Origin of the sequence: Jatrophihabitans sp., assembly GCA_036389035.1 — a bacterium.
GTDB lineage: Bacteria > Actinomycetota > Actinomycetes > Mycobacteriales > Jatrophihabitantaceae > Jatrophihabitans_A.
The window spans coordinates 133812-154809 of record DASVQQ010000022.1; the positions used below are offsets into that span (position 1 = coordinate 133812).

Below are 20998 nucleotides of genomic sequence, written 5' to 3' on the forward strand. Positions count from 1 at the left end.
CGTTAAGCCACTTCAGCGAAGCGGCGCCGGAGTTATCCGGCGCTATGCGGGTTGGAGGACCCAGCGCTAGGATTCGGGCCTTGGCATGGCAGGGTTTGACAGGGTAGGCGCGGCAGGGCTTGGCAGGCATCGACAGAATTAAAACTGTCAGACCCATAGGCCAGAATTAGGGGCATGAAGCAGGAATTCAGCGTCCCGAAACTGGCTGCTCAACTGCGGTCGGAGTTGGATGCTTACCTGCTGCTGGAAGATCTCCGGTGGGGCGAGGGTGGCTCCAAGTCCTGCCCCAAGTGCGGCGCGGTGGGCCGTCAATACTTCCTGAACCCCGCGAACGGTGTCAGCCGTAAGACCAGCACCGGCAAGGCGTCAGAGCGCCGCATCTGGAAGTGCGGGCACTGCCGCAAGAAGTACAGCGTGCTGACCGACTCGATCTTTCATGGCACGAAGATCAGCATCCGGACGTGGCTGCTGGTGATGTTTGAGGTCTGCGCGTCGAAGAACAGCGTCAGTGCGTGGGAGATCAGCCGGAAGTACGAGGTCACTAACGAAACGGCTTGGCACATGCTGCACCGCATCCGTGAGGGGATGCAGATGGAGCCAGTCGCCGGTTTGCTCGGCGGCGCGGTTCAAGTCGATGAGACTTGGATCGGTGGCGAGCCGAAGAACCGGCACCGCAACGACCCCCGCGAGCTGCCACGCCGTTACGCCACCACCGACAAGCAACCGATTGTGTCCTTGGTGCATTACGAGTCCCGCTCGGTCCGGTCGAAGGTGGTCGCGGACGTGACGGCGAAGTCGCTGCTGCCAGCCATCCGGGAAGTCATGGACCCGAAGCGGACCCACCTGCACACCGACTCGGCGCGCGCCTACCGGCAGATCGCTGGCGAGTTCGCCGCTCACGAGTACGTCAACCACTCACTCGGGGAGTACGCGCGCGGCAACGTGTCCACCAACCTAAATGAGGGGTACTTCTCGCAGTTGAAGCGGTCGCTGGACGGCACCCACCACCACGTCAGCGTGGTGCACCTACAGCGCTACTTGAACCAGTTCGACTTCCTCTACACCCATTGCAAGCTGACCGACTCCGACCGAATGCGGGTGCTGGTGGGCAACGTCGAAGGCCGTCGCCTCACCTATAAGCCACTCGTGGCGAAGGTGGACTTCTAGTCCTCCGGGCTGTCCTCGCCGTAGTCGTGGACCGGTCCCTCCGGTGGCTTGCGCTTCCGGGCAGCCGGCGACTGCTCCCGCGCCTTCTTGGCGTCTTCCGGGCTGATGTGCAGCATGGCGCGCACGAACTCCCGAGGGTCTACCTCGGGCGCGTCAGGGTTATCGCTCATTCAGCACAGCCCCTTGCTTCTCAGAACTTCCAGCGCGACTTCCGGGTTTCGCCGCACCGCTGCGCGGAGCTGCGCCTGCATGAACCGGTCGCGCCCAGCCTCTACGTGCGTCGTCCAGCCGGGGTGCCCATCTGCTAATCCCTCGGTCACGAGGAAGTCAATCATGTCCTCCACCGTGGGCCGGTATCGACGCCCGCCAACGGGTAGGTGAGCCTTGGCAAGAGGCATGTCGCCAAGGCCGCGAGCTGCCGCTAAGCGTTCCCACACCGGGCTGCTCGCGCTGACCTGCAAGTGAGCTTCCGGGTAGGCATCTGCCTTCTCTCGCTCATAGTCGTAGTGCAGGAGTTCTTCGCTCAGATCCCGGTCGGCGCAAAAGCTGTAGAACGAACTGACGACCATCAGGTGTTTGCCTTCGGTGTCGTCAGCGGTGAGCCGACACATCAGGCCGAGGTATCCCGAGGGTGGCTTGTGGCCGAGGGTCAGCGGCAGACCCTTGGACATGAGGTCATCGTTACTGAGGTTGTAGCCGATCATGGCTACGCCGGTGTGCTCGTCTATAACCGGTCGAAGGCGGATGCCGTTGCAGACCGTGTTGTTGAGCAGGGTGCTGAGGTCATCAGCGAATTGCTCGGCTTTGCCGCGTAGGTCGAACCAGCTCACAGGTCAGGCGTACTCGCGCAGGCCGCCTATCGCCACCCACGCCATCCGAGCACGGCTGGAAGTGAAGCGGCCCGAGCGTGCTTGCTCGGCCAGCTCATCGAAGGACTTGCACCCGGCTTGGTCTAGCGCCCGCTTCACGGCGCGCTGTAGCTCAGCCTCAGAGGGCTGTAGTGCGCCGTCGTGGCGCAGGGTCGCGGTCATGCGCTCTGCAGCTCTCTGAGAGCGGTCAGAGGCCAGGGCAGGCCGTCTGGCTCGTCCCCCGCCCCCTGGGCGCGCTCGTATTCGTCCTCGGTGCAGACCCATAGGATGGGGAAGTCGCGCCCCTGTTCCGGGGAGCCGATAGCCCGCATCACGACGTGCTCGCCGTCAGCGGTTGTGACCTCTACCCGGTCACCCACATGAATCGCCATATGTCAAGTGTTGGTGCACGCGCTTGTCATTGGAAGAACTATCTGCCGGATGCCACACCGACACGTGTTGTGGCCAGACGTTGTGGCAGAACTTATGGCAGAATGATGTTCCTGCCATAAGGAGGCACAGATGAGAGACGAGTTCGACGACGCGGAGCCGAAGCCCGAGAGCTTCAAACCGCCGTACATGTCCTTCCAGACGTTCTGGCGCTTCATCGAAGAGCTGCGGGCCAAGCCATTACCGCCGCAGATCGACCGCTCACTTATGCGCAGCAAGTCGGGGACCGATCAGGCCAACCTCAACGCGACCTTGGACGCGCTGGGCCTGGTGGGACCGGCGGGAGAGGTCCGAGCGGAGCTGAAAGCCCTTGTGCACGGCGATGACGAGGGTCGCCGCCGCGTGCTGGCCGAGATCGTCCGCCACTTCTACCCGGCACCCATTGCCGTGTCAGACCAGAACGGAACCAACCAGCAGTTGCAAGAGGCGTTCCGGGACGCTTATGGCATGACCGCAGGTGAAACGCGCCGTAAGGCGGTGACGTTTTTCCTGCACGCCTGCCGCGAGGCTGGCATCGAGCTGAGCCCCTACTTTCCGTCTACCCGCGCCGGTGCCGGGGCACCCGGTGCTGCTAGAGCCCGGAAGCCGCGCCCCCGGCGCACCGCAGCGCCGACCGTTCCGGAAGCCACCAGTCAACCGGCTACGGTCACGCATTCCGATGTGGCAGGCGACCGGTACAGCGTTCCTCTTGCATCCGGTGGCACGGTCGCCGTGATCGTGGACGTCAACCTCTTCGACTTGACGACCGATGACCGCAACTTCGTCATCGAGTTGATCGACAAGCTCAAGGGCTACGGACCGGCCAAGCCCGCTGCTGCGGAGGTTCCGTCATGAGGAGGGCCTAAGCCCCCGCCGCGAGCGCCTTGACAGAGGAGCGGCGGGGGCCAAGCGGTGCCCGGTTCGGCTGAGGCTGTCACCTTGCCGGATCGGGCACTTGTACGGGCCGGGGCATGGTTGCCAGGAGCACCCTTGGAAGTCTCCCCAGCGGGTCCGATCCCCGTCCGGTCCACATTCTAGCCGCACAGCGGAGCGGCAGGTGAGGCAACGCCGCACCTGCCGCCGTGGTGTGTTCGCTGGTGCTCAGCGCCACCAGGGCGTGCGGCACGCCGCACAGAGCCGCCGTACCTCCGCACCGGTGGCCGGGCTGTCCTCCCCTCGCCACAGCCCGAAGAACAGCAAGGTCAACTCCTGCTGCGAGTCCACCCGCAGCTTGCCGAACACGGCCGACAGGTGGTTCCGGACGGTGCTCTGGCTGATGAACAGCTGCCCGGCGATCCAGCTCACCCGGTGCCCGGTCAGCAGCAGCCGCACCACCTGAGCTTCCCGGTCAGACAGCACGCACCGGTTGTCCTGGTGTACCTGTCCGGGCTCCCGGTCAGGCATCGCCCTGGCTGACCTGACGGGGCGGTCGCCACCCCTCTTCCACGTCGGCCGTGTGGGTCAGGTACGCCGCCAGGTTGCGGATGCTGGACGTGTGGACCGTGCAGCGGAACAGCTCTCCGCCCCCGTCCTCGGCCGGGTCGAACTCCACGGCTAGCCGCGTCTGATCCGCCGTGTGCCCGAGTTCGCCGAACCGGAACGGGCGCACCAAGTAGGCCGAGAAGTACCCCGGCCGTCCGGTGTCGTCCAGCGCGCCGAAGAACCCGTCGTAGGACCGGCATTCAGTGCGGTGGTGATTCGGCGAGGGGTATCCGCCGTGGAACTGCGGATGATTGGCCCGGTCCACGCACCAGGGCGCGCCTTCGTCGTACTGGTAGGGGTCGCCGCTGTCGTCGTCGGTGACGGGTCGCCAGGGCTGCTCGGTAGTGGGCACCCATTCCGGTCCGGAACGGTCGGTGCCGCTAGATTCGCTCATGGGTCGTTGCCTAACTCGCGTAGGTAGCGATCAAGGCTCCGGTCGGTGTTCACGCACCGGCCGGGGCCGCCTAATTGGGGGTGGTTCTAGGCCCCTTCACCCGACCGGGCCACCCGGCTCCTTCCGCCACGTCGTCAACATGGCGGGAACGTAGGACACCCCTACGACAACAACGACCGGCCGAAACCCGCCTCAGAAGCTGGGTCCTCCAACCCGCATAGCGCCAGTTATCCACAGCCGGCGGCTCAGGCCACCCGAAGACTCACGCTCGCTGGCTCAGGCCACCGCCCGAGCTCTCGAGCCCGCGGGCTCAGGCCACCGCCGCGGCGGCAGCCCGGCCGGCGACCCGGCCCGAGAAGATGCACCCGCCCAGAAAGCTGCCCTCCAACGACCGGTAGCCGTGCATGCCGCCACCGCCGAAGCCGCTGGCCTCGCCGGCGGCGTAGACGCCGGGCATGGGCTGCCCACCGGGTGCGAGCACCCGGGCGTCGAGGTCGGTCTCCAGGCCGCCGAGGGTCTTGCGGGTGAGCACGTTCAGCCGGACGGCGATCAGCGGCCCGGCCGCCGGGTCGAGCAGCCGGTGCGGCTTGGCGACCCGGATCAGCCGGTCACCGAGGTAACCGCGGGCCCCCCGGATGGCGGTGACCTGCAGGTCCTTGCTGAAGCGGTTGTCGATCTCGCGGTCGCGCGCCTCGACCTGCCGCTGCACCTCGGCCAGGTCGAGCAGGTCCTCACCGGTCAGGGTGTTCATGGCCGCCACCAGCTCGCGCAGCGTCACCGCGCTGACGAAGTCCGCTCCGCGTTCCTGGAACGCGGCCACCGGCGCCGGCGCGCCCCGCCCCCGGCTCAGCACCTGGCGCACCGACTTGCCGGTCAGATCGGGGTTCTGCTCCGATCCGGAGAGGGCGAACTCCTTCTCGATGATCCGCTGGGTGAGCACGAACCAGCTGTAGTCATAACCGGTCTTCATCAGGTGGGCCAGCGTCCCCAGGGTGTCGAAGCCGGGGAACAGCGGCACCGGCAGCCGCTGGCCGCGGGCATCGAGCCACAGCGAGGACGGCCCGGGCAGGATCCGGATCCCGTGGTTCGGCCAGATCGGGTCCCAGTTCCGCAGGCCCTCGGTGTAATGCCACATCCGGTCCGGGTTGATGACGCTGGCGCCGGCGGCCTGGGTGATGCCCAGCATCCGGCCGTCCACGTGGGCGGGCACGCCGGCCACCATCCGCGCCGGCGGCGGGCCCAGCCGCTCCGGCCAGTTGCGGCGCACCAGCTCGTGGTCTCCGCCGATGCCCCCGGAGGTCACGATCACCGACGGGGCCCGCAGTTCGAACTCCCCGATCGCGGTGCGTGAGCTGGGCCGGCCGCGCTCGGCGTCGCTGGGCTCCAGCACCGCTCCGTGGACGCCGTCGAACGCCGCGCCGGTGCTGGTGAACCCGTCCACCCGGTGCCGGAACCTGATCGTCACCAGGCCATCGGCCTCGGCCTGCCGGACCCGCCGGACGAACGGCGCCAGCACGCCGGGTCCGGTGCCCCAGGTGACGTGGAACCGCGGCACCGAGTTGCCGTGCCCGGTGGCCAGGTAACCGCCGCGTTCGGCCCAGCCGACCACTGGGAAGAACCGCATGCCCTGGGCGTGCAGCCAGGCCCGCTTCTCACCGGCCGCGAAGTCGACGTAGGCCTCGGCCCAGCGGCGTGGCCAGTGGTCCTCGGGCCGGTCGAAGCCGGCGGCGCCCAGCCAGTCCTGCATCGCCAGCTCGCGCGAGTCGCGGATCCGCAGCCGGCGTTGCTCGGCCGAGTCGACCAGGAACAAGCCGCCGAAGGACCAGAACGCCTGGCCACCCAGGGACTGCTCGGGTTCCTGATCGAGCAGGATCACCCGGCGGCCGGCGTCGGCGAGCTCAGCGGTGGCGACCAGGCCGGCCAGGCCGGCTCCGATGACAATCACGTCCGCGTCGGTCATCGGGTCAGGCTATCGGCTGGGGTTGTCGAGGCAGCTCGCGCGCCCAGCAGCTGTTCGGGGCCAAGGCCGGGCGTGATAGGACTGATCCGGTGATGACCACCCGGCCCGAGCTGCAGGGCAGCTTCGGCATGATCGCCAGCACCCACTGGCTGGCCTCGGCCGCCGGCATGAGCGTGCTCGAACGCGGCGGCAACGCCTTTGACGCCGCCGTCGCAGGCGGCTTCGTGCTGCAGATCGTCGAACCGCACCTCAACGGCCCGGGTGGTGACCTGCCGGTGATCCTGTGGAGCGCCACGGAAGGGCGCGCGCACGTGGTCTGCGGTCAGGGACCGTCACCGGCGGCCGCCTCGCCGCGGCACTTCAGCGACCTCGGCCTCACCCTGGTGCCGGGCAGCGGGCCGCTGGCCGCGACCGTCCCGGGCGCGTTCGGCGCGTGGACCCTGATGCTGGAGCGCTGGGGGACCTGGGAGCTGGCCGACGTGCTCGCCTTCGCGCTGCACTACGCCGAGGACGGCTTTCCGGTGCTGCCCGCGATCAGCCGGACGATCGGCGCGGTCAGCGAGCTGTTCACCGAGCACTGGCAGCCCTCGGCCGCGGCCTGGCTGGACGGCTCGGCGCCGCCGGCCCCGGGCGGCTGGTGGCGCAGCCCGGCGATCGCCGCCACCTACCGGCAGATCCTGCGGCATGCCACGGGCGGCTCCCGCGAGCAGCGGATCGCCGCGGCCCGCGACGCCTGGTACCGCGGCTTCGTCGCCGAGGAGGTCGAGTCGTTCTGCCGCAGCGCCTGGCGCGACACCTCCGGACGCGACCATGCCGGCCTGCTCACCGCCGAGGACCTGGCCCGCTGGCAGCCCACCGTCGAGGAGCCGATCGCGACCCCGTACGCCGAGCGTTACCAGGTGCTCAAGACCGGCCCGTGGGGGCAGGGGCCGGTGGTCGGGCAGCAGCTGCGGATGCTGGACGCCCTGGGGTTGCAGGCCGAGACCTCGCTGTCCGCGCGCTGGATCCACCTGGTCACCGAGGCGGCCAAGCTCGGCTACGCCGACCGGGAGGCCTGGTACGGCGACCCGCTGGCCAGCGACATCCCGCTGGCCGCCCTGCTGTCCGCCGAGTACGCGGCCGAGCGGGCCGCCCTGGTCGGCGACCGGGCCGACCTCGAGTTGCGACCCGGCTCGCCGGACGGCCGGACCCCGCGGCTGGCCACGCTGCCCGAGGCCGGCAGTCCGTCACCGGGAATCGGCGAGCCGACGATGGGCAGCAGCGAGCCGATTGCCGCTGAGGCGGTTGTCGATCCGCGGCTGTCCTCGCCAGGGCCGCTCGGTGAGAACCGGGGCGACACCTGCCACCTCGACGTGGTCGACCGGTGGGGGAACCTGGTCTCGGCCACCCCCAGCGGCGGCTGGCTGCAGAGCTCGCCAGTCATCGCGGCGCTGGGCTTTCCGCTGGGCACCCGGGCCCAGATGTTCTACCTGGAGCCGGACCTGCCCAACTCGCTGCGCCCCGGCGTCCGGCCGCGAACCACCCTGTCGCCGTCGCTGGCGCTGCGCGACGGCCAGCCCTGGCTGGCATTCGGCACGCCGGGCGGTGACCAGCAGGACCAGTGGCAGCTGGCGTTCTTCACCGCCCTGGTCAACGCCGGCGACGGGGCGAACCTGCAGGCGGTGATCGACGCCCCGATGTTTCACACCAACCACTTCCCGTCCTCGTTCTACCCGCGCGAGGCGCACCCCGGCGAGCTGGTGGTCGAGGACCGGCTGCCGGCCGAGGTGCTGGCCGAGCTGCGTGAACGGGGCCACCGGCTGACGCTGTCCGGCGCCTGGACGCTGGGCCGGCTCAGCGCGGTGGCCATCGAGGGCGGGCGGCTCAAGGCAGCGGCCAACCCGCGCGGCGCGCAGGGCTACGCGATCGGCCGCTGATCGGACCCAGGATCAGTCGATCGGGCCGCCGCATAACGCGTAGGCCGTCTGCGACCTGGTCGCGTTGCTGCTGTCCTTCACGGTGAAGGTGACGTACGTGGAGTACTCGCAATGGATGGTGATCATCGACCAATTGGAGTAGTCGCTGCGCGTCTGGGCCGTCTCGCTCCAGGTGAACGTGTAACCGCCGGTGCCGCCGCTGACGTGTCCCTCGCACCGCGCGCCCCACAGCGTGCGTTCGCAGCCGAGCTCGGTGATGGTAAGCGCGGTGGCGTGAGCCGGCAGCGGGGCGATCATGCTGGCCAAGCCAACGCCAATCATGACGGCGACTTTCAGCGATCGGATACGGCGGGCAGTACGCATAGCGACTCCAGCTGAGGGAAGTAGTGACCTGGGACACACACCATACGAGGTCTAATCATCAGTAAACAAGACATAGCGGCCCAACAGATCTTATGCTGGCGTGCCGGCCGAGAAGCCTGCCGGACGCACCCGTTCCCCAGGTGGCCGCCTCAGCTGGCCAGCGTCAGGATCTCCGCGCCGTCCTCGGTGATGTGCAGGGTGTGCTCCCACTGGGCCACCCAGGACTTGTCGCGGGTGACCACCGTCCAGCCGTCGTCCCACATCTCCCAGGCGTGCCCGCCCAGGGTGAGCATCGGCTCCACGGTGAAGGTCATGCCGGCCTGGATGATCGTCGTCGCGCGCGGCTCGTCGTAGGGCCAGACGGTGGGCTTGGTGTGGAAGGAGTAGCCGACGCCGTGGCCGGTGAAGTCCCTGATCACGCCGTAGTCGAAGCGCTTGGCATAGGACTCGATCACCCGGCCGATCACGCTGATCGGACGGCCGGGGCGGGCCGCCTTGACGCCACGCATCATCGCCTCGTGGGTGCGTTCGGACAGCAGCTTCACCTCCTCGCTCGGCTCGCCGGCGAAGAACGTCGCGCAGGTGTCGCCATGCACGCCGTCGACATAGGCGGTGATGTCGATCTTGACCACATCGCCTTCCAGCAGCGCCAGGTCATCCGGGATGCCGTGGCAGACGACCTCGTTCACCGACGAGCACAGCGACTTGGGAAAGCCCTTGTAACCCAGCGTGGACGGAAACGCCCCGTGGTCAAGCAGGAACTCGTGCCCGATCCGGTCCAGCTCGTCGGTGGTGACGCCCGGTGCCACGTGCCGGCCGACCTCGTCGCGGGCCAGCGCGGCGATCCGGCCGGCGTTGCGCATCCGCCGCACCGTCTCGGGGTCCTTCACCGCCGGGTCGTCGCGGTCCCAGGGCGCGCCGGTGGGCCGGCCGGCGTTGTCGACGTACTCCGGCGGGACGACGGCCGGAGCGCTGCGCATCGGCGAGATCCGGCCGGGTCGCACCGGTGGTCGGGAACGGCTCGTCACGTCATACCTCGATCACCATCGGCATCAGCATCGGCCGCCGTCGGTAGGTCTTGTCGACCCACCGGCCCACGGTCCGGCGCAGGATGTGCTCCAGGGCGTCGGCGTCACGCACCCCGTCGGCCACCGCCGCCTCCACGGTCTTGATCAGCTCCAGCCGGATCGGGTCCAGCGCCTCGGGGTCGTCGGTGAAGCCCTTGGCGGTGACCTCGGGCCCGTAGACCACCTTGCCGGCCCGCAGGTCCACCGCCACCAGGATCGAGACGAAGCCCTCGTCGCCGAGGATCTGGCGTTGCTTGATGACGGCGTCGCCGATGTCACCGACCTGCAGGCCGTCGACATAGACGTTGCCGATCTCGATCTGCCCGACGATCTCGGCGGCGCCGTCGCTCAGGTCGACCACCACCCCGTTCTCGGCCAGCACGATGCGCTCGTCCGTCATCCCGGTCGAGCGGGCGATCGCGGCGTGCGCCCGCAGGTGGCGCCACTCGCCGTGCACCGGCATCAGGTTCTTCGGCCGCACCGCGTTGAGCAGGTAGCGCAGCTCACCGGCCGGGGCGTGGCCCGAGACGTGCACCAGCGCCGTGGACTTGTGCACCACCGTCGCGCCGAGCCGGGACAGCCCGTTGATCACGGTGAAAACCGAGTTCTCGTTGCCGGGGATCAGCGAGGATGCCAGCAGGATCGTGTCGTCGGACACGATCCGGATCACCGGGTGCTCCCGGTTGGCCATCCGGCTCAGCGCCGACAACGGCTCGCCCTGGGAGCCGGTGCAGATCAACATCACCCGGTTGGACGGCAACTGCTCGGCGTCCTTGAGATCGACCAGGACGCCCTCGGGCACCTTGAGCAGGCCCAGGTCGCGCGCGATCTGCATGTTGCGGACCATCGAGCGGCCCACCAGCACCGCGTGCCGGCCCGACTCGACGGCGGCGTCGAGCACCTGCTGCACCCGGTGCACGTGGCTGGCGAAGCAGGCCACGATGATCCGTCCGGTGGCCCGGGTGATGACGTCGGCGACCACCTTGCCGACCTCGCGCTCGCTCGGGATGAACCCGGGCACCTCGGCGTTGGTGGAGTCCGACAGCAGCAGGTCCACCCCCTCGTCGCCGAGGCGCGAGAAACCGGGCAGGTCGGTGATCCGGCCGTCCAGCGGGGTCTGGTCCATCTTGAAGTCGCCGGTGTGCAGCACGGTGCCGCTAGAGGTGCGCAGCGCCACCGCCAGCGCGTCCGGGATCGAGTGGTTCACCGCGTAGAACTGCAGGTCCCACTCGCCGACGGTGAGCCGGTCGCCCTCCCGGACGATCCGCAGGTCCGGGCGCAACCGGTGCTGCTCCAGCTTGGCCGACACCAGGGCCATCGTCAGCCGGGAGCCGATCAGCGGGATGTCGGGCCGCGAGCGCAGCAGGTAGGGCAGCGCGCCGATGTGGTCCTCGTGGCCGTGGGTGAGCACGATGGCGTCGATGTCGGCCAGCCGGTCGTTGTAGGCCGACCAGTCCGGCAGGCCGAGGTCCACCCCGGGCGCGTTGGTCTTGCCCAGCAGCATCCCGCAGTCCACCACCAGCAGCCGGGACCGGCTGTCGCGCCGGCGGCCGGTCGCGCTGGCTACCGCCTCGCCGCCTGCCGCCTCGCCGGTGGGCACGGCTGGGGACCGGCTCTCGAACATGGTCATGTTGCGCCCGACCTCGCTGATGCCACCGAGCGCGACGACCCGCAGCACACCCGCCTTGAGTTTCGGGGGGTTTCCGAGCCCTCGTTCTGGTGTGCTCACGTGAGATGGCCTCCTGGATGCTGGCTTGGTCAAGCGCGCCGTCCGGTCAAGGACGCGGGTGTCTGACGCGAGTTTATCTATCAGCTGGACTACGGTTCGCCCATGAGCTCACCAGCCCCCGCGACGGTGATCGACGCACTCGACAGTAGCCAGGTGCAGAACATCGGCCTGGGCGCCATTGTGGTGATCATCCTGCTCGGCCTGCTGCTGGCCCGGCTGGCCAGAAAGATGATCATCAGGGTGGTGGTGCTGGTGGTCGCGCTGGTGCTGGCGGTGGCTGTCTACCAGCAACGCGACCGGGTGGCCACGGCGATCTCCGATGCCGGCAAGCGGTGCGAGGCGACCTTCTTCGGGATGCACGTGGAATCTGACAACCCGACGGTGCGCAAGGCCTGCGAGCAAGCCTCCTAGGTGCCCCGCGAGTGAACTGACGCTGCCCATCCGCTGAGGCACTTATCGACGCTGAGTGCGACTCTTCTTATTTATTCCTCTTATTGCTATGAATTGGACGTTACATTCATAGCGCTTAATTGTGGCGCTCGCACTCTTCTACACAGCCTGGGAGCTGACGATGCGTATACCCCTTCGCGTGACCAAGTCCGTTGTGGCGATGGTGGTGGCAGCCGGGGCGCTGGTGGCGCCCGCTGCGACCAACCCGGCAAGTGCGCTACCGCCATGCTGTGGGGTGAATTACATAACGAACTATTACGCGACCGCAGATATGTCAGGTTCGAAGGTGGGCCAGTTCGACCAGGACGACTGCGAATTCACCAGCTGGGGAGTGCGGACTGCCTATTACAAGATCACCAAGCAATATTGCTCAACTCAGTGATGATCTTGAGCTGACTGACTGACCGGCCGCGCACGGCCGGTCAGTCAGTCAGGCCACCGGCTCAGGCAGCCTCGGTGGTCGGGGTCATCACCCAGCGGATGCCACGGACCAGGCCGTCGCCGGCCAGCCGTACCACCGTGGCCTCGGCCAGTGGCAGGTAGGGCAGCCGCAGCGGCCAGCGGGCCCAGCGCGGCAGGCTGGCCACCGCGGCGGCGGCGAGCACCCCGTACGGAGCCCGGACGGCCAGCGGCAACGGCGGCTTGAGCAGCATGAACCTGGCCGCCTCCCGCGCCTCGCGGGTGCCCCGCAGCTCGGGCCGGTAGCCGTGCAGCTCGGCCCGGATCTGTGCCTCGGTGGTGGGTGGGTCCAGCACCCCGAGCGCGGCGGCCACCCGGGCGGCGTCGGCGACGTAGCCGTCCCGGCCGGCCTGGTCCAGCGAGCCGGCGCCGTAACGCTGGTAGGCGTAGAGAAAGCTGTCCACCTCGGCCACGTGCACCCAGCGCAGCAGGTGCGGATCAGAGGCCGCGTAGGGCCGGCCGTCCGGCGCGATGCCCCGGACCCGCTCATGGATGGCACGGATCCGGTTGATCATCGCCTGGGCGTCGGCCTCGGTTCCGAAAGTGGTGACCGCCAGAAAATGGCTGGTGCGGTGCAAGCGCCCCCACGGGTCGCCGCGAAAGCCGGAATGCCCGGCCACCCCGGCCATCGCCAGCGGGTGCAGTGACTGCAGCAGCAGCGCGCGCAGGCCGCCGACGAACATCGCCGCGTCGTTGTGCACCTGGCAGATCGGGCGGTCCGGGTCGAACCAGCGCGGGCCCTGCGACAGCTGGATCCGCTCGCGCCGGTCAGGCCCCTCACGGCCGGCCACCTGTTCGAACAGCGCTGATCCCAGCCGCTCGCGGACGCCGGACAGCACGGGAAGAGTCATACCTCGACAGTACTTCGGCGCCGCGAGGCGGCTCGAGCTGTCAGGAGGCCGTTCGAGCTGTCAGACCGTGCCCAGACCGGTCTCGACCTGGGTCGGCGCGACCGGGGTGCGGCCGCTGGTGCGGCGCTGGCGTCCCTCGACATAGCTGGCCAGCCCCGACAGCAGGGAGTTGATGATGATGTAGATCAGCGCCACGGCCAGGTAGAGCTGCAACGGGTTGTTCAGCGCCTGCACCAGCTGGCCGCCGGTGCGCAGCAGCTCCGAGAACCCGATCACGAAGCCCAGCGAGGTGTCCTTGAGCAGCACCACCAGCTGGCTGATCAGGGCCGGCAGCATCACCCGGATGGCTTGCGGCAGCAGCACCATCCGCAGGGTCTGCCCGCGACTGAGCCCGATCGCGTAGGCGGCTTCGGTCTGGCCCTTGGGGATCGACTGCACGCCGGCCCGGATGATCTCGGCGATCACCGCGCCGTTGTACATCGTGAGGGCCAGCACCAGCGCCCAGAGCGCCGGCAGGTCGGTGCCCACCACGATCGGGAAGGCCAGGAACAGCGCGAAGATCAGCAGCAGCAGCGGGACGCCGCGGAAGAACTCGATGACCGCGACAGCCGGCAGCCGGATCAGCGGTTGCCGGGACAGCCGCCCGAAGGCCAGCAACACTCCCAGCACCGAGGCCAGCACGATGGCGTACCCCGCGGCGTTCAGGGTGTTTTTCAGGCCCTCCCACAGCCGCTCGTACAGCTGCGGCTCGTTGAAGAAGGGCTCGTACTTGGCGTACTCGAACTGCTCGTTGGCCGCCAGCCGCTGGACGGCCAGCCCGATCAGCACCAGCAGGATCAGCCCGCCGACGATGCTGCCGATCAGCACCCGCCGCCGGGCCCGCGGACCCTGGACGTCGTAGAGGACGGGGGTGGTCATCGGCCGGCCGACACGGCGCGCTCGAGCAGGCCGAACAGGAAGGCGCTCAGCAGCGCGAGCAGCAGGTAGGCCAGCGCCGCGGCGGCGATGATCGGGATCACCGCGTTGCCGAAGCTGTTGATCAGCTGGTTCATCGCCTGCACCCCTTCGAAGATGAAGAACGCCGAGGCGATGGAGGTGTTCTTGAGCAAGGCGATGAACACGCTGGCCAGCGGCGGCACGATGTTGGCGAAGGCCTGCGGAAGCACCACCAGCCGCAACGTCTGGCCGAAGGTCATCCCGATCGAGCGGGAGGCCTCAGCCTGGCCGGCGGCGACCGAGTTGATGCCCGAGCGCACCGCCTCGGCGACGAAGGCCGCGGTGTAGATCGTCAACGCCAGCACCGCGAAGCGGAAGAACGGCAGCTTCACGTCGACCTCGGGCAGCCCGAAGACGACCAGGAAGAAGACCACCGTCAACGGCGTGTTGCGTACCAGCCGCACGTACGCCGCACCGGCCCACCGCAGCGGCGGGACCGGCGAGACCCGCATCGCGGCGATCAGGGTGCCCACTATGAGCGCCCCGATCGCCGCGAGCAGCGTCAGCGAGACGGTGGTGCGAAAGCCTCGGACGAAGACGTCGAGGTTGTCGAGTACCTCGTTCATCGCGGTGCTCGACCTTCTCTAGGCCGGGGTGGCTACTTGTCGCAGCCGCGCGGCTCGGGCAGCGTCGGAGTGGTGTCGATGACCTTGCCGGCGGTGTCCTTGAACGCCTTCTCGTAGCTGCCGTCGGCCACCGCGTCCTTCAGCGTCTGGTTGATGAAGTCACAGAACGGCTCCTGGCCCTCGGGGATGCCGATGCCGTAGGGCTCCTCGGAGAACGGCTTGCCGATCAGCTCGAACTTGTCCGGGGCCTGGTCCACGTAGCCGGAGAGGATGACGTTGTCGGTGGTCACCGCGTCGACCTGGCCGTTGGACAGCGCGTCGCGGCACTTGGTGTAGGCGTCGACCAGCACCAGCTCGCTGGTGCTCAACCCGTACTTCTCCTGCATGGTGGACGCCGGGGTCGAGCCGCTCACCGAGCAGGTCTTCTTGCCCTTGAGCGACTCGGGGCCGTCGATGCCCTTGGGGTTGCCCTTGGCGACCAGGATGTCCTGACCGGCCACGAAGTACGGGCCGGCGAAGTCGACCTTCAGATCACGCTTGTCGTTGATGGTGTAGGTGGCCACCACCATGTCGACCTTCTTCTGCTCCAGGAAGGGCTCCCGGTTGGCCGACACCGACTCCACGAAAGTGATCTTGTCCTCGGAGATGCCCAGCTTGGCGGCGATGAGCTTGGCGATCTCGACGTCGAAGCCCTCGGGCTTGCCGGACAGGCCCTTGAGCCCGAACAGCGGCTGGTCGAACTTGGTGCCGACGGTGAGCTTGCCGGCCGAGGCGATCTCGGCCATCCGGCTGCCGGCCGCGAAGCTCGGGTTGTCGACGGGCTTCGCGGTGTCGTTGTCGTCGTCGCCGCCACAAGCGGTCAGGGACAGCAACAGCGCTGCGGCCGGGACGAGTGACATCAAGCGCATGGAACGCATGGCGGGGTCCTTATCTGGTTAGGGCCTGCTTCGGGCGCGGCAGGGCCGGCCCACGGGTCGGTCAATGGGTGAGGATCTTGGACAGGAAGTCCTGGGTTCGGGCGGATTCGGGGTTGGTGAAGAACTTCTCGGGGTGGGCCTCTTCGATGATTCGGCCGTCGTCCATGAACACCACCCGGTGGGCCGCCCGCCGGGCGAAACCCATCTCGTGGGTGATGACGACCATCGTCATGCCGGTCTCGGCCAGCGCCGTCATGACATCGAGGACCTCGTTGATCATCTCGGGGTCCAGCGCGGAGGTCGGCTCGTCGAAGAGCATCACCATGGGGTCCATCGCCAGGGCGCGAGCGATGGCGACCCGCTGCTGCTGGCCGCCGGACAGCTGGGCCGGGTACTTGTCGGCCTGGCTGGCGATGCCGACCCGCTCGAGCAACTCCCGGCCGCGAGCCTCGGCGGCGGCGCGCTTGACGCCCTTGACCTTGACGGGGCCGAGGGTGACGTTCTCGAGCACCGTCTTGTGGGCGAACAGGTTGAACGACTGGAAGACCATGCCGACCTTGGCCCGCAGCTGAGCCAGTTCCTTGCCCTCGGCCGGTATGGGCTTGCCGTCGATGGTGATGGTGCCGTTGTCGATCGACTCCAGCCGGTTGATGGCCCGGCACAGCGTCGACTTGCCGGAGCCGGACGGGCCGATGACGACCACGACCTCGCCGCGATCGATGGTGAGGTCGATGTCCTTGAGCACGTGCAGCGCCCCGAAGTGCTTGTTGACGCCGGACAGGACGACCAGCGGCTCACCTGAGGGCGCGTTCGAGGCGGTCATCTGTTGATCACGAGCGGTAGCCTATCCCCGCCGTAGCGCGCCTAGGCAGCCCCGGTAGGTCACCGCGCGCCGATCGTGACCCGACCGTTGCCCGCCCAGGCGCTCGTCCAGCCGCTCGTCCAGCCGCTCGTCTAGCCCCGGACTTTGCTGGGCCGGCTGCGCCACCAGTGAACGGCGGTGGGCAGCAGCGAGATCACCACGACGCTGACCAGGATCAGGTCGATCTTCGGGGCGACGGTCTTCTGCACGAAGTCGATGTGGCCCAGCGCCCGGCCGAGCAGCACGATGCCGTCGGTCCAGAGGATCCCGCCGATCACCGAGTACAGCGCGTACACCGAGAACTTCATCTTGCCGACGCCGGCCATCACGGTGGCCACCGTCCGCACCACCGGCACGAACCTTGCCAGGATGATGGTGGAGCGGCCGAACCGGTCGAAGAAGGCCTGTGAACGGGTGACGTACTCGGGTTTGAACAGCCGTGACTGCGGCCGGTCGAACACCTTGGGACCGGCCTTGTAACCGATCCAGTAACCGACCAGGTTGCCGGCGATGGCGGCTATCGGCAGCACGATCAGCACCACCCACAGGCTGGGAAAGTTGATCGACGGGTCGTCGATGGCGATCAGCAGGCCGGCCGAGAACAGCAACGTGTCACCCGGCAGGAAGAAGCCGACCAGCAGGCCGCACTCGGCGAACAGGATGAGGGCCATCCCGATCAGGCCATAACTGCCGAGCAGGTGCTTGGGCGAGATCGGGTTGGCCATCAGCTGGGTCGCGAGGTCATACGTCGTCATAACCAGCAAGCTTACGGACGGCGCGGAGGTGTTCGAGCCACCTCATCCGGCGGGGCGCGAGGCTCAGCCGGTCCAGCCGGCCAGCAGTTCCCGCTCCCGCTCGGGCGCCAGGCCCGGCGTCCGGTCCGAGGGCTGCCAGCCGCCCTCGATCGAGCGCATCCACTCCCAGGTGTCCAGCAGGGTGTCCCGGACCGGTCGGCAGGCCAGCCCGGCGGCTTCGGCACCCGTGGTGTCCTGCGCCCAGAGCCCCGGCGCGTCGGCGGTGGGCACCCACAACGGCAGCTCGGTCCAGCCCTCGACGCCGGCCTGAACCAGGTACTCGTCGCTGACCCAGGTGAACTCGGCGTCCGAGGCGGTGACCTCGCGGGCCTCGCCCAGCAGCTGGCCGCGGTTGATCTGGTGGGCCGGCCCGGTCACCTCGAAGGCGCCGGCCGGGCGCAGCAGCGCGAACTCGGCGATGTCGCGGGCGTCGATCAACCGCAGCTCGTCCTCAGGGGCGCCGGGGGCCAGCACCTGCCCGCCCCGGGACACCCGGTCCAGCCACCACGGCAGCCGTCCGATCCGGTCGTTCGGGCCGACGATCAGGCCGGCCCGCAGGATCGAGCTGCGGTGCTCGCCGAAGGCCCGCAGGACCGCCCGCTCGGCGCCGACCTTGCGCCAGCCGTAGGGCGCGCTCTCGTCCAGGCCCTCGGGCACCTCCTCGCCGACCGCGTCCGGGTCGCCGTCATAGAGCCCGTGCTGGTGGTAGTCGGCGTGGGCCGGCCAGCCGGAGTAGGCGTTGACCGAGGAGGTGAAGGCGTAGTGGCCGGCGCCGGGTTCGAGCAGTTCGGCGCTGGCCTTGACCAGCTCGGGCAGGTAGCCGGTGTCGAACACCAGGTCGAAGCTCATGCCGGCGAGCTTCTTCAGGTCCTCCGGGTCGCTCCGGTCGCCGGTTATCGCCCGCGCTCCGGTGACCGGCGGCCCGGTCTGGCCGCGGTTGAAGGTGGTCACGTTGTGGCCGCGGGCGACGCCGAGCTCGGCGACGGCGCGGGAGAGGAACACGGTTCCGCCCAGTACCAGGATCTCCATCGGGCCACCCGATCAGACCAGCGCCGCCACAGGCAATGGGTGTTCGCCCCCAGCGCAGTGGAATACTTCTCCCAGACGCCCCGCGAGACCAAAGGGAGACATCGATGCCCATCGCCACCCCCGAGATCTACAACGAGATGCTCGATCGCGCCAAGGCCGGCGGCTTCGCCTACCCGGCGATCAACTGCACGTCCTCGGAGTCGATCAACGCCGCCCTCCGGGGGTTCGCCGACGCCGGCAGCGACGGCATCATCCAGTTCTCCACCGGCGGGTCGGAGTTCGGCTCGGGCACCGCGGTCAAGGACATGGTGACCGGCGCGGTGGCGCTGGCCGAATTCGCCCACGTGGTGGCCGCCAAGTACCCGGTCAACGTCGCGCTGCACACCGACCACTGCCCCAAGGACAAGCTGGACGGCTTCGTCCGCCCGCTGCTCGCGATCTCGGCCGAGCGCGTCCGGTCGGGCCGCAACCCGCTGTTCCAGTCGCACATGTGGGACGGCTCGGCGGTGCCGCTGGATGAGAACCTGCAGGTCGCCGCTGAGCTGCTCAAGCTCACCCACGATGCCCGGATCGTGCTCGAGGTCGAGATCGGCGTGGTCGGCGGCGAGGAGGACGGCGTCGCCAACGACATCAATGACAAGCTCTACACCACCGACGAGGACTACGCCGCCACCCTGCAGGCGCTGGGCTCCGGTGAGAACGGGCGCTACCTGCTCGCGGCGACCTTCGGCAACGTGCACGGGGTGTACAAGCCGGGCAATGTGAAGCTGCGCCCGGTCGTGCTCAAGGGCGGCCAGCAGGTCGCCTCCCGCGCGCTCGGCCTGCCCGAGGGCTCCAAGCCGTTCGACCTGGTGTTCCACGGCGGCTCGGGATCGTCGCTGGAGGAGATCCGCGAGGCGGTCTCCTACGGCGTGGTCAAGATGAACGTCGACACCGACACCCAGTACGCCTTCACCCGGCCGATCGCCGCTCACATGTTCACCAACTACGACGGCGTGCTCAAGGTCGACGGCGAAGTGGGCAACAAGAAGGCCTATGACCCGCGGTCCTACCTCAAGGCAGCCGAGGCGGGGATGGCCGCGCGGGTGGGCCAGGCGTGCGAGGACCTGCTCTCGGCCGGAACGTCGGTCTCAGGCTCCTGAGGCGGCACAATGACGGCATGGACCTGCTAGCACCACGAACCCTGCTGCCCGTCGACCCCGCCACCGCCGAGCTGGAGGGCGGCGCCGATCCGGTTCAGGTCGCCACCGCGCACCCGACGTCCTCGGCCGCCTGGGCGGTGCTGGCCGAACAGGCGCTCGGCCGGGAGTCCTGGATCGAGGGCTACGCCTACGCCCGCACCGGCTACCACCGCGGGCTGGACGCCCTGCGCAAGGCAGGCTGGCGCGGTACCGGCCCGGTGCCGTGGTCCCACGTCCCCAACCAGGGGTTCCTGCGGGCGCTGCATGCCCTGGCCGTCGCGGCAGCCGCGATCAACGAGACCGACGAGGCCACCCGGTGCGCGACCTTCCTCAACGACTGCGACCCGGCCGCGGCGGCTGCGCTGTCCTGAGCTAGTCCTCGGTGGTGGCTCGCCGTCGGTAGTCGTTCATGAGGGCCGCCAGCGCTTCGGACGAGATGCCGGCGTAATCGGCCAGCAGTGCCTCATCGCCACGGGCAAGACGACGGCTGAGGTGCGGCAAGGCTGGCGCGCCCACGCGGTCGGTGGAGTAGGCGATCACCGGCACTCGGCGGACTTTCGCGGCGTGAAAGCCGGTGCATTCGCTCCACGCGCGCCGGTAGTTATGGCGCCGCGATATCCCGAGTGTGAACTCGAAGCCGGATTCGGTCAGGCGCAACCGTTGCGGGTGAAGTAACAGAAAGACGAATACCAGCGTTCCCAGCACCAAGAAGGACTCACCGGCCCAACCGATCGGGCCGTCCATGATGAACGCGCCGCGAATCAAGAAGGCGCACGTGATGACCAGGCCCACGACGGGCCGCCTTCGCAAACCCGTGAAGTTCCGGATGGGTGTCACCGTCGGCTGCACAGTGCGATGTTCGCACCAAGGCACGCTCCCGACCGGTCTATTTCTCAAACAGGCGCCGACGACCTGCCTCGCTGCGGTGTCAGCCATCCCGACAGCGCACTTCTCAGCGGGTGACCCGGGCCCGGACGTGGGCGCGCTCGCCCTGCCGTCCGAACAGGCTCAGAAACTCGACCGCGGCGTTGTCGGCGCTTCCGAACCAGTGCGGCACCCGGGTGTCGAACTCGGCCGCCTCGCCCGGCGTCAGCACCAGGTCACGCTCGCCGAGCACCAGCCGCAGCCGGCCGCTGAGCACGTAGAGCCATTCGTAGCCCTCGTGCGTCTTGGGCTCGCAGACCGCGGCGGTGCGACTGGCCGGGATCACCATCTTGTAGGCCTGCACGCCACCGGCCCGACGGGTCAGCGGCACCATTGTCCTGCCGTGGCGGGTGATCGGACGCAGGTGCACCCGCGGATCGCCGGTCGGCGGCGCCCCGACCAGCTCGTCGAGCGGAACGCCGTGCGCCCGGGCCAGCGGCAGCAGCAGCTCCAGGTTGGGCCGGCGCTGACCGGACTCCAGTCGGGACAGCGTGCTCACCGAGATGCCGGTTGCCGCGGACAGTTCGGCCAGGGTGGTCTCGCGACGCTGGCGCAGCGCCCGCAACCGCGGTCCGACCGCGCTCAGCACGCCGTCCAGGTCATCGTCCATGCTG

24 protein-coding genes are annotated in these 20998 nt (G+C 68.7%); 7 read left to right on the forward strand and 17 right to left on the reverse strand.

Annotation, left to right across the window (positions count from 1 at the left end; translation table 11 throughout):
* Positions 1-174 precede the first annotated feature (174 nt).
* A complete protein-coding gene (locus VF557_14095; GenBank protein HEX8081337.1) occupies positions 175-1167 on the forward strand; it encodes an IS1595 family transposase in 993 nt (330 codons plus the stop codon).
* Here VF557_14095 and VF557_14100 read toward each other — a convergent pair.
* Both VF557_14100 and VF557_14105 read right to left on the reverse strand, forming a co-directional pair.
* Positions 1164-1337, reverse strand: coding sequence for a hypothetical protein (locus tag VF557_14100; GenBank protein ID HEX8081338.1), 174 nt, complete (start codon positions 1335-1337; stop codon positions 1164-1166). The two genes, VF557_14095 and VF557_14100, sit on opposite strands and share 4 nt — an antisense overlap.
* Entirely contained in the window at positions 1338-1997 is a 660-nt protein-coding gene (locus VF557_14105) for a hypothetical protein (protein HEX8081339.1), read from the reverse strand. It lies immediately after the preceding gene.
* A 540-nt stretch (positions 1998-2537) separates the two neighbouring features.
* Between VF557_14105 and VF557_14110 the strand changes: the two genes are divergently transcribed.
* Positions 2538-3299: a hypothetical protein gene (locus tag VF557_14110; GenBank protein HEX8081340.1), complete on the forward strand. Its 762-nt coding sequence runs from the start codon at positions 2538-2540 to the stop codon at positions 3297-3299.
* Positions 3300-3545: 246 nt separating this feature from the next.
* Here VF557_14110 and VF557_14115 read toward each other — a convergent pair whose 3' ends face one another.
* The 3 genes from VF557_14115 to VF557_14125 all read right to left on the reverse strand — a co-directional run bounded on the left by VF557_14115 (position 3546) and on the right by VF557_14125 (position 6280).
* Positions 3546-3848 carry a helix-turn-helix transcriptional regulator gene (locus tag VF557_14115; protein ID HEX8081341.1) on the reverse strand — a complete coding sequence of 101 codons (303 nt, stop codon included), beginning with the start codon at positions 3846-3848 and terminating at the stop codon, positions 3546-3548.
* Positions 3841-4320 carry a hypothetical protein gene (locus tag VF557_14120; protein HEX8081342.1) on the reverse strand — a complete coding sequence of 160 codons (480 nt, stop codon included), beginning with the start codon at positions 4318-4320 and terminating at the stop codon, positions 3841-3843. Before VF557_14120 ends, VF557_14115 begins: the two co-directional genes overlap by 8 nt.
* A gap of 310 nt (positions 4321-4630) precedes the next feature.
* The gene (locus VF557_14125; protein HEX8081343.1) at positions 4631-6280 is read right to left on the reverse strand and encodes an FAD-binding dehydrogenase; all 1650 of its coding nucleotides are present in this window, start codon (positions 6278-6280) and stop codon (positions 4631-4633) included.
* 92 nt (positions 6281-6372) lie between these two features.
* Between VF557_14125 and VF557_14130 the strand changes: the two genes are divergently transcribed.
* The gene (locus VF557_14130; GenBank protein HEX8081344.1) at positions 6373-8196 is read left to right on the forward strand and encodes a gamma-glutamyltransferase family protein; all 1824 of its coding nucleotides are present in this window, start codon (positions 6373-6375) and stop codon (positions 8194-8196) included.
* A gap of 12 nt (positions 8197-8208) precedes the next feature.
* Here VF557_14130 and VF557_14135 read toward each other — a convergent pair whose 3' ends face one another.
* From VF557_14135 to VF557_14145, 3 genes are all read right to left on the reverse strand, one after another.
* Positions 8209-8559 (reverse strand): hypothetical protein, encoded by a 351-nt coding sequence (locus VF557_14135; GenBank protein HEX8081345.1) that lies wholly within the window; start codon positions 8557-8559, stop codon positions 8209-8211.
* Between the two features lie 149 nt (positions 8560-8708).
* Positions 8709-9587 (reverse strand): type I methionyl aminopeptidase, encoded by an 879-nt coding sequence (gene map / locus VF557_14140; protein ID HEX8081346.1) that lies wholly within the window; start codon positions 9585-9587, stop codon positions 8709-8711.
* A 1-nt stretch (position 9588) separates the two neighbouring features.
* The gene (locus VF557_14145; protein ID HEX8081347.1) at positions 9589-11355 is read right to left on the reverse strand and encodes a ribonuclease J; all 1767 of its coding nucleotides are present in this window, start codon (positions 11353-11355) and stop codon (positions 9589-9591) included.
* A 102-nt stretch (positions 11356-11457) separates the two neighbouring features.
* On the opposite strand from VF557_14145, the gene VF557_14150 reads away from it, so the two are divergent.
* Positions 11458-11766, forward strand: coding sequence for a hypothetical protein (locus tag VF557_14150; GenBank protein ID HEX8081348.1), 309 nt, complete (start codon positions 11458-11460; stop codon positions 11764-11766).
* Between the two features lie 178 nt (positions 11767-11944).
* Positions 11945-12187 (forward strand): hypothetical protein, encoded by a 243-nt coding sequence (locus tag VF557_14155; GenBank protein HEX8081349.1) that lies wholly within the window; start codon positions 11945-11947, stop codon positions 12185-12187.
* A gap of 61 nt (positions 12188-12248) precedes the next feature.
* Here VF557_14155 and VF557_14160 read toward each other — a convergent pair whose 3' ends face one another.
* From VF557_14160 to VF557_14190, 7 genes are all read right to left on the reverse strand, one after another.
* Positions 12249-13115, reverse strand: a complete 867-nt coding sequence (locus VF557_14160) for an oxygenase MpaB family protein (GenBank protein ID HEX8081350.1) — start codon at positions 13113-13115, stop codon at positions 12249-12251.
* A gap of 60 nt (positions 13116-13175) precedes the next feature.
* Positions 13176-14033, reverse strand: coding sequence for an amino acid ABC transporter permease (locus tag VF557_14165; protein ID HEX8081351.1), 858 nt, complete (start codon positions 14031-14033; stop codon positions 13176-13178).
* Positions 14030-14677, reverse strand: coding sequence for an amino acid ABC transporter permease (locus VF557_14170; protein HEX8081352.1), 648 nt, complete (start codon positions 14675-14677; stop codon positions 14030-14032). Before VF557_14170 ends, VF557_14165 begins: the two co-directional genes overlap by 4 nt.
* Before the next feature lie 32 nt (positions 14678-14709).
* Positions 14710-15594 carry a glutamate ABC transporter substrate-binding protein gene (locus VF557_14175; GenBank protein HEX8081353.1) on the reverse strand — a complete coding sequence of 295 codons (885 nt, stop codon included), beginning with the start codon at positions 15592-15594 and terminating at the stop codon, positions 14710-14712.
* 61 nt (positions 15595-15655) lie between these two features.
* Positions 15656-16417: an amino acid ABC transporter ATP-binding protein gene (locus tag VF557_14180; GenBank protein HEX8081354.1), complete on the reverse strand. Its 762-nt coding sequence runs from the start codon at positions 16415-16417 to the stop codon at positions 15656-15658.
* Between the two features lie 131 nt (positions 16418-16548).
* On the reverse strand, positions 16549-17211 hold the full coding sequence (locus tag VF557_14185) for a VTT domain-containing protein (protein HEX8081355.1): 663 nt from the start codon (positions 17209-17211) through the stop codon (positions 16549-16551).
* Between the two features lie 63 nt (positions 17212-17274).
* Positions 17275-18279 (reverse strand): NAD-dependent epimerase/dehydratase family protein, encoded by a 1005-nt coding sequence (locus VF557_14190; GenBank protein ID HEX8081356.1) that lies wholly within the window; start codon positions 18277-18279, stop codon positions 17275-17277.
* Positions 18280-18383: 104 nt separating this feature from the next.
* On the opposite strand from VF557_14190, the gene fbaA reads away from it, so the two are divergent.
* Complete coding sequence (gene fbaA / locus VF557_14195) at positions 18384-19421, forward strand: class II fructose-bisphosphate aldolase (GenBank protein HEX8081357.1); 1038 nt, start codon at positions 18384-18386, stop codon at positions 19419-19421.
* A 17-nt stretch (positions 19422-19438) separates the two neighbouring features.
* Complete coding sequence (locus VF557_14200; protein ID HEX8081358.1) at positions 19439-19831, forward strand: DUF3151 domain-containing protein; 393 nt, start codon at positions 19439-19441, stop codon at positions 19829-19831.
* A 1-nt stretch (position 19832) separates the two neighbouring features.
* On the opposite strand, the gene VF557_14205 is transcribed toward VF557_14200, so the two are convergent.
* Together VF557_14205 and VF557_14210 are read right to left on the reverse strand one after the other, a co-directional pair.
* Complete coding sequence (locus VF557_14205) at positions 19833-20252, reverse strand: hypothetical protein (GenBank protein HEX8081359.1); 420 nt, start codon at positions 20250-20252, stop codon at positions 19833-19835.
* A gap of 160 nt (positions 20253-20412) precedes the next feature.
* The gene (locus VF557_14210) at positions 20413-20994 is read right to left on the reverse strand and encodes an XRE family transcriptional regulator (GenBank protein ID HEX8081360.1); all 582 of its coding nucleotides are present in this window, start codon (positions 20992-20994) and stop codon (positions 20413-20415) included.
* Positions 20995-20998 lie beyond the last annotated feature (4 nt).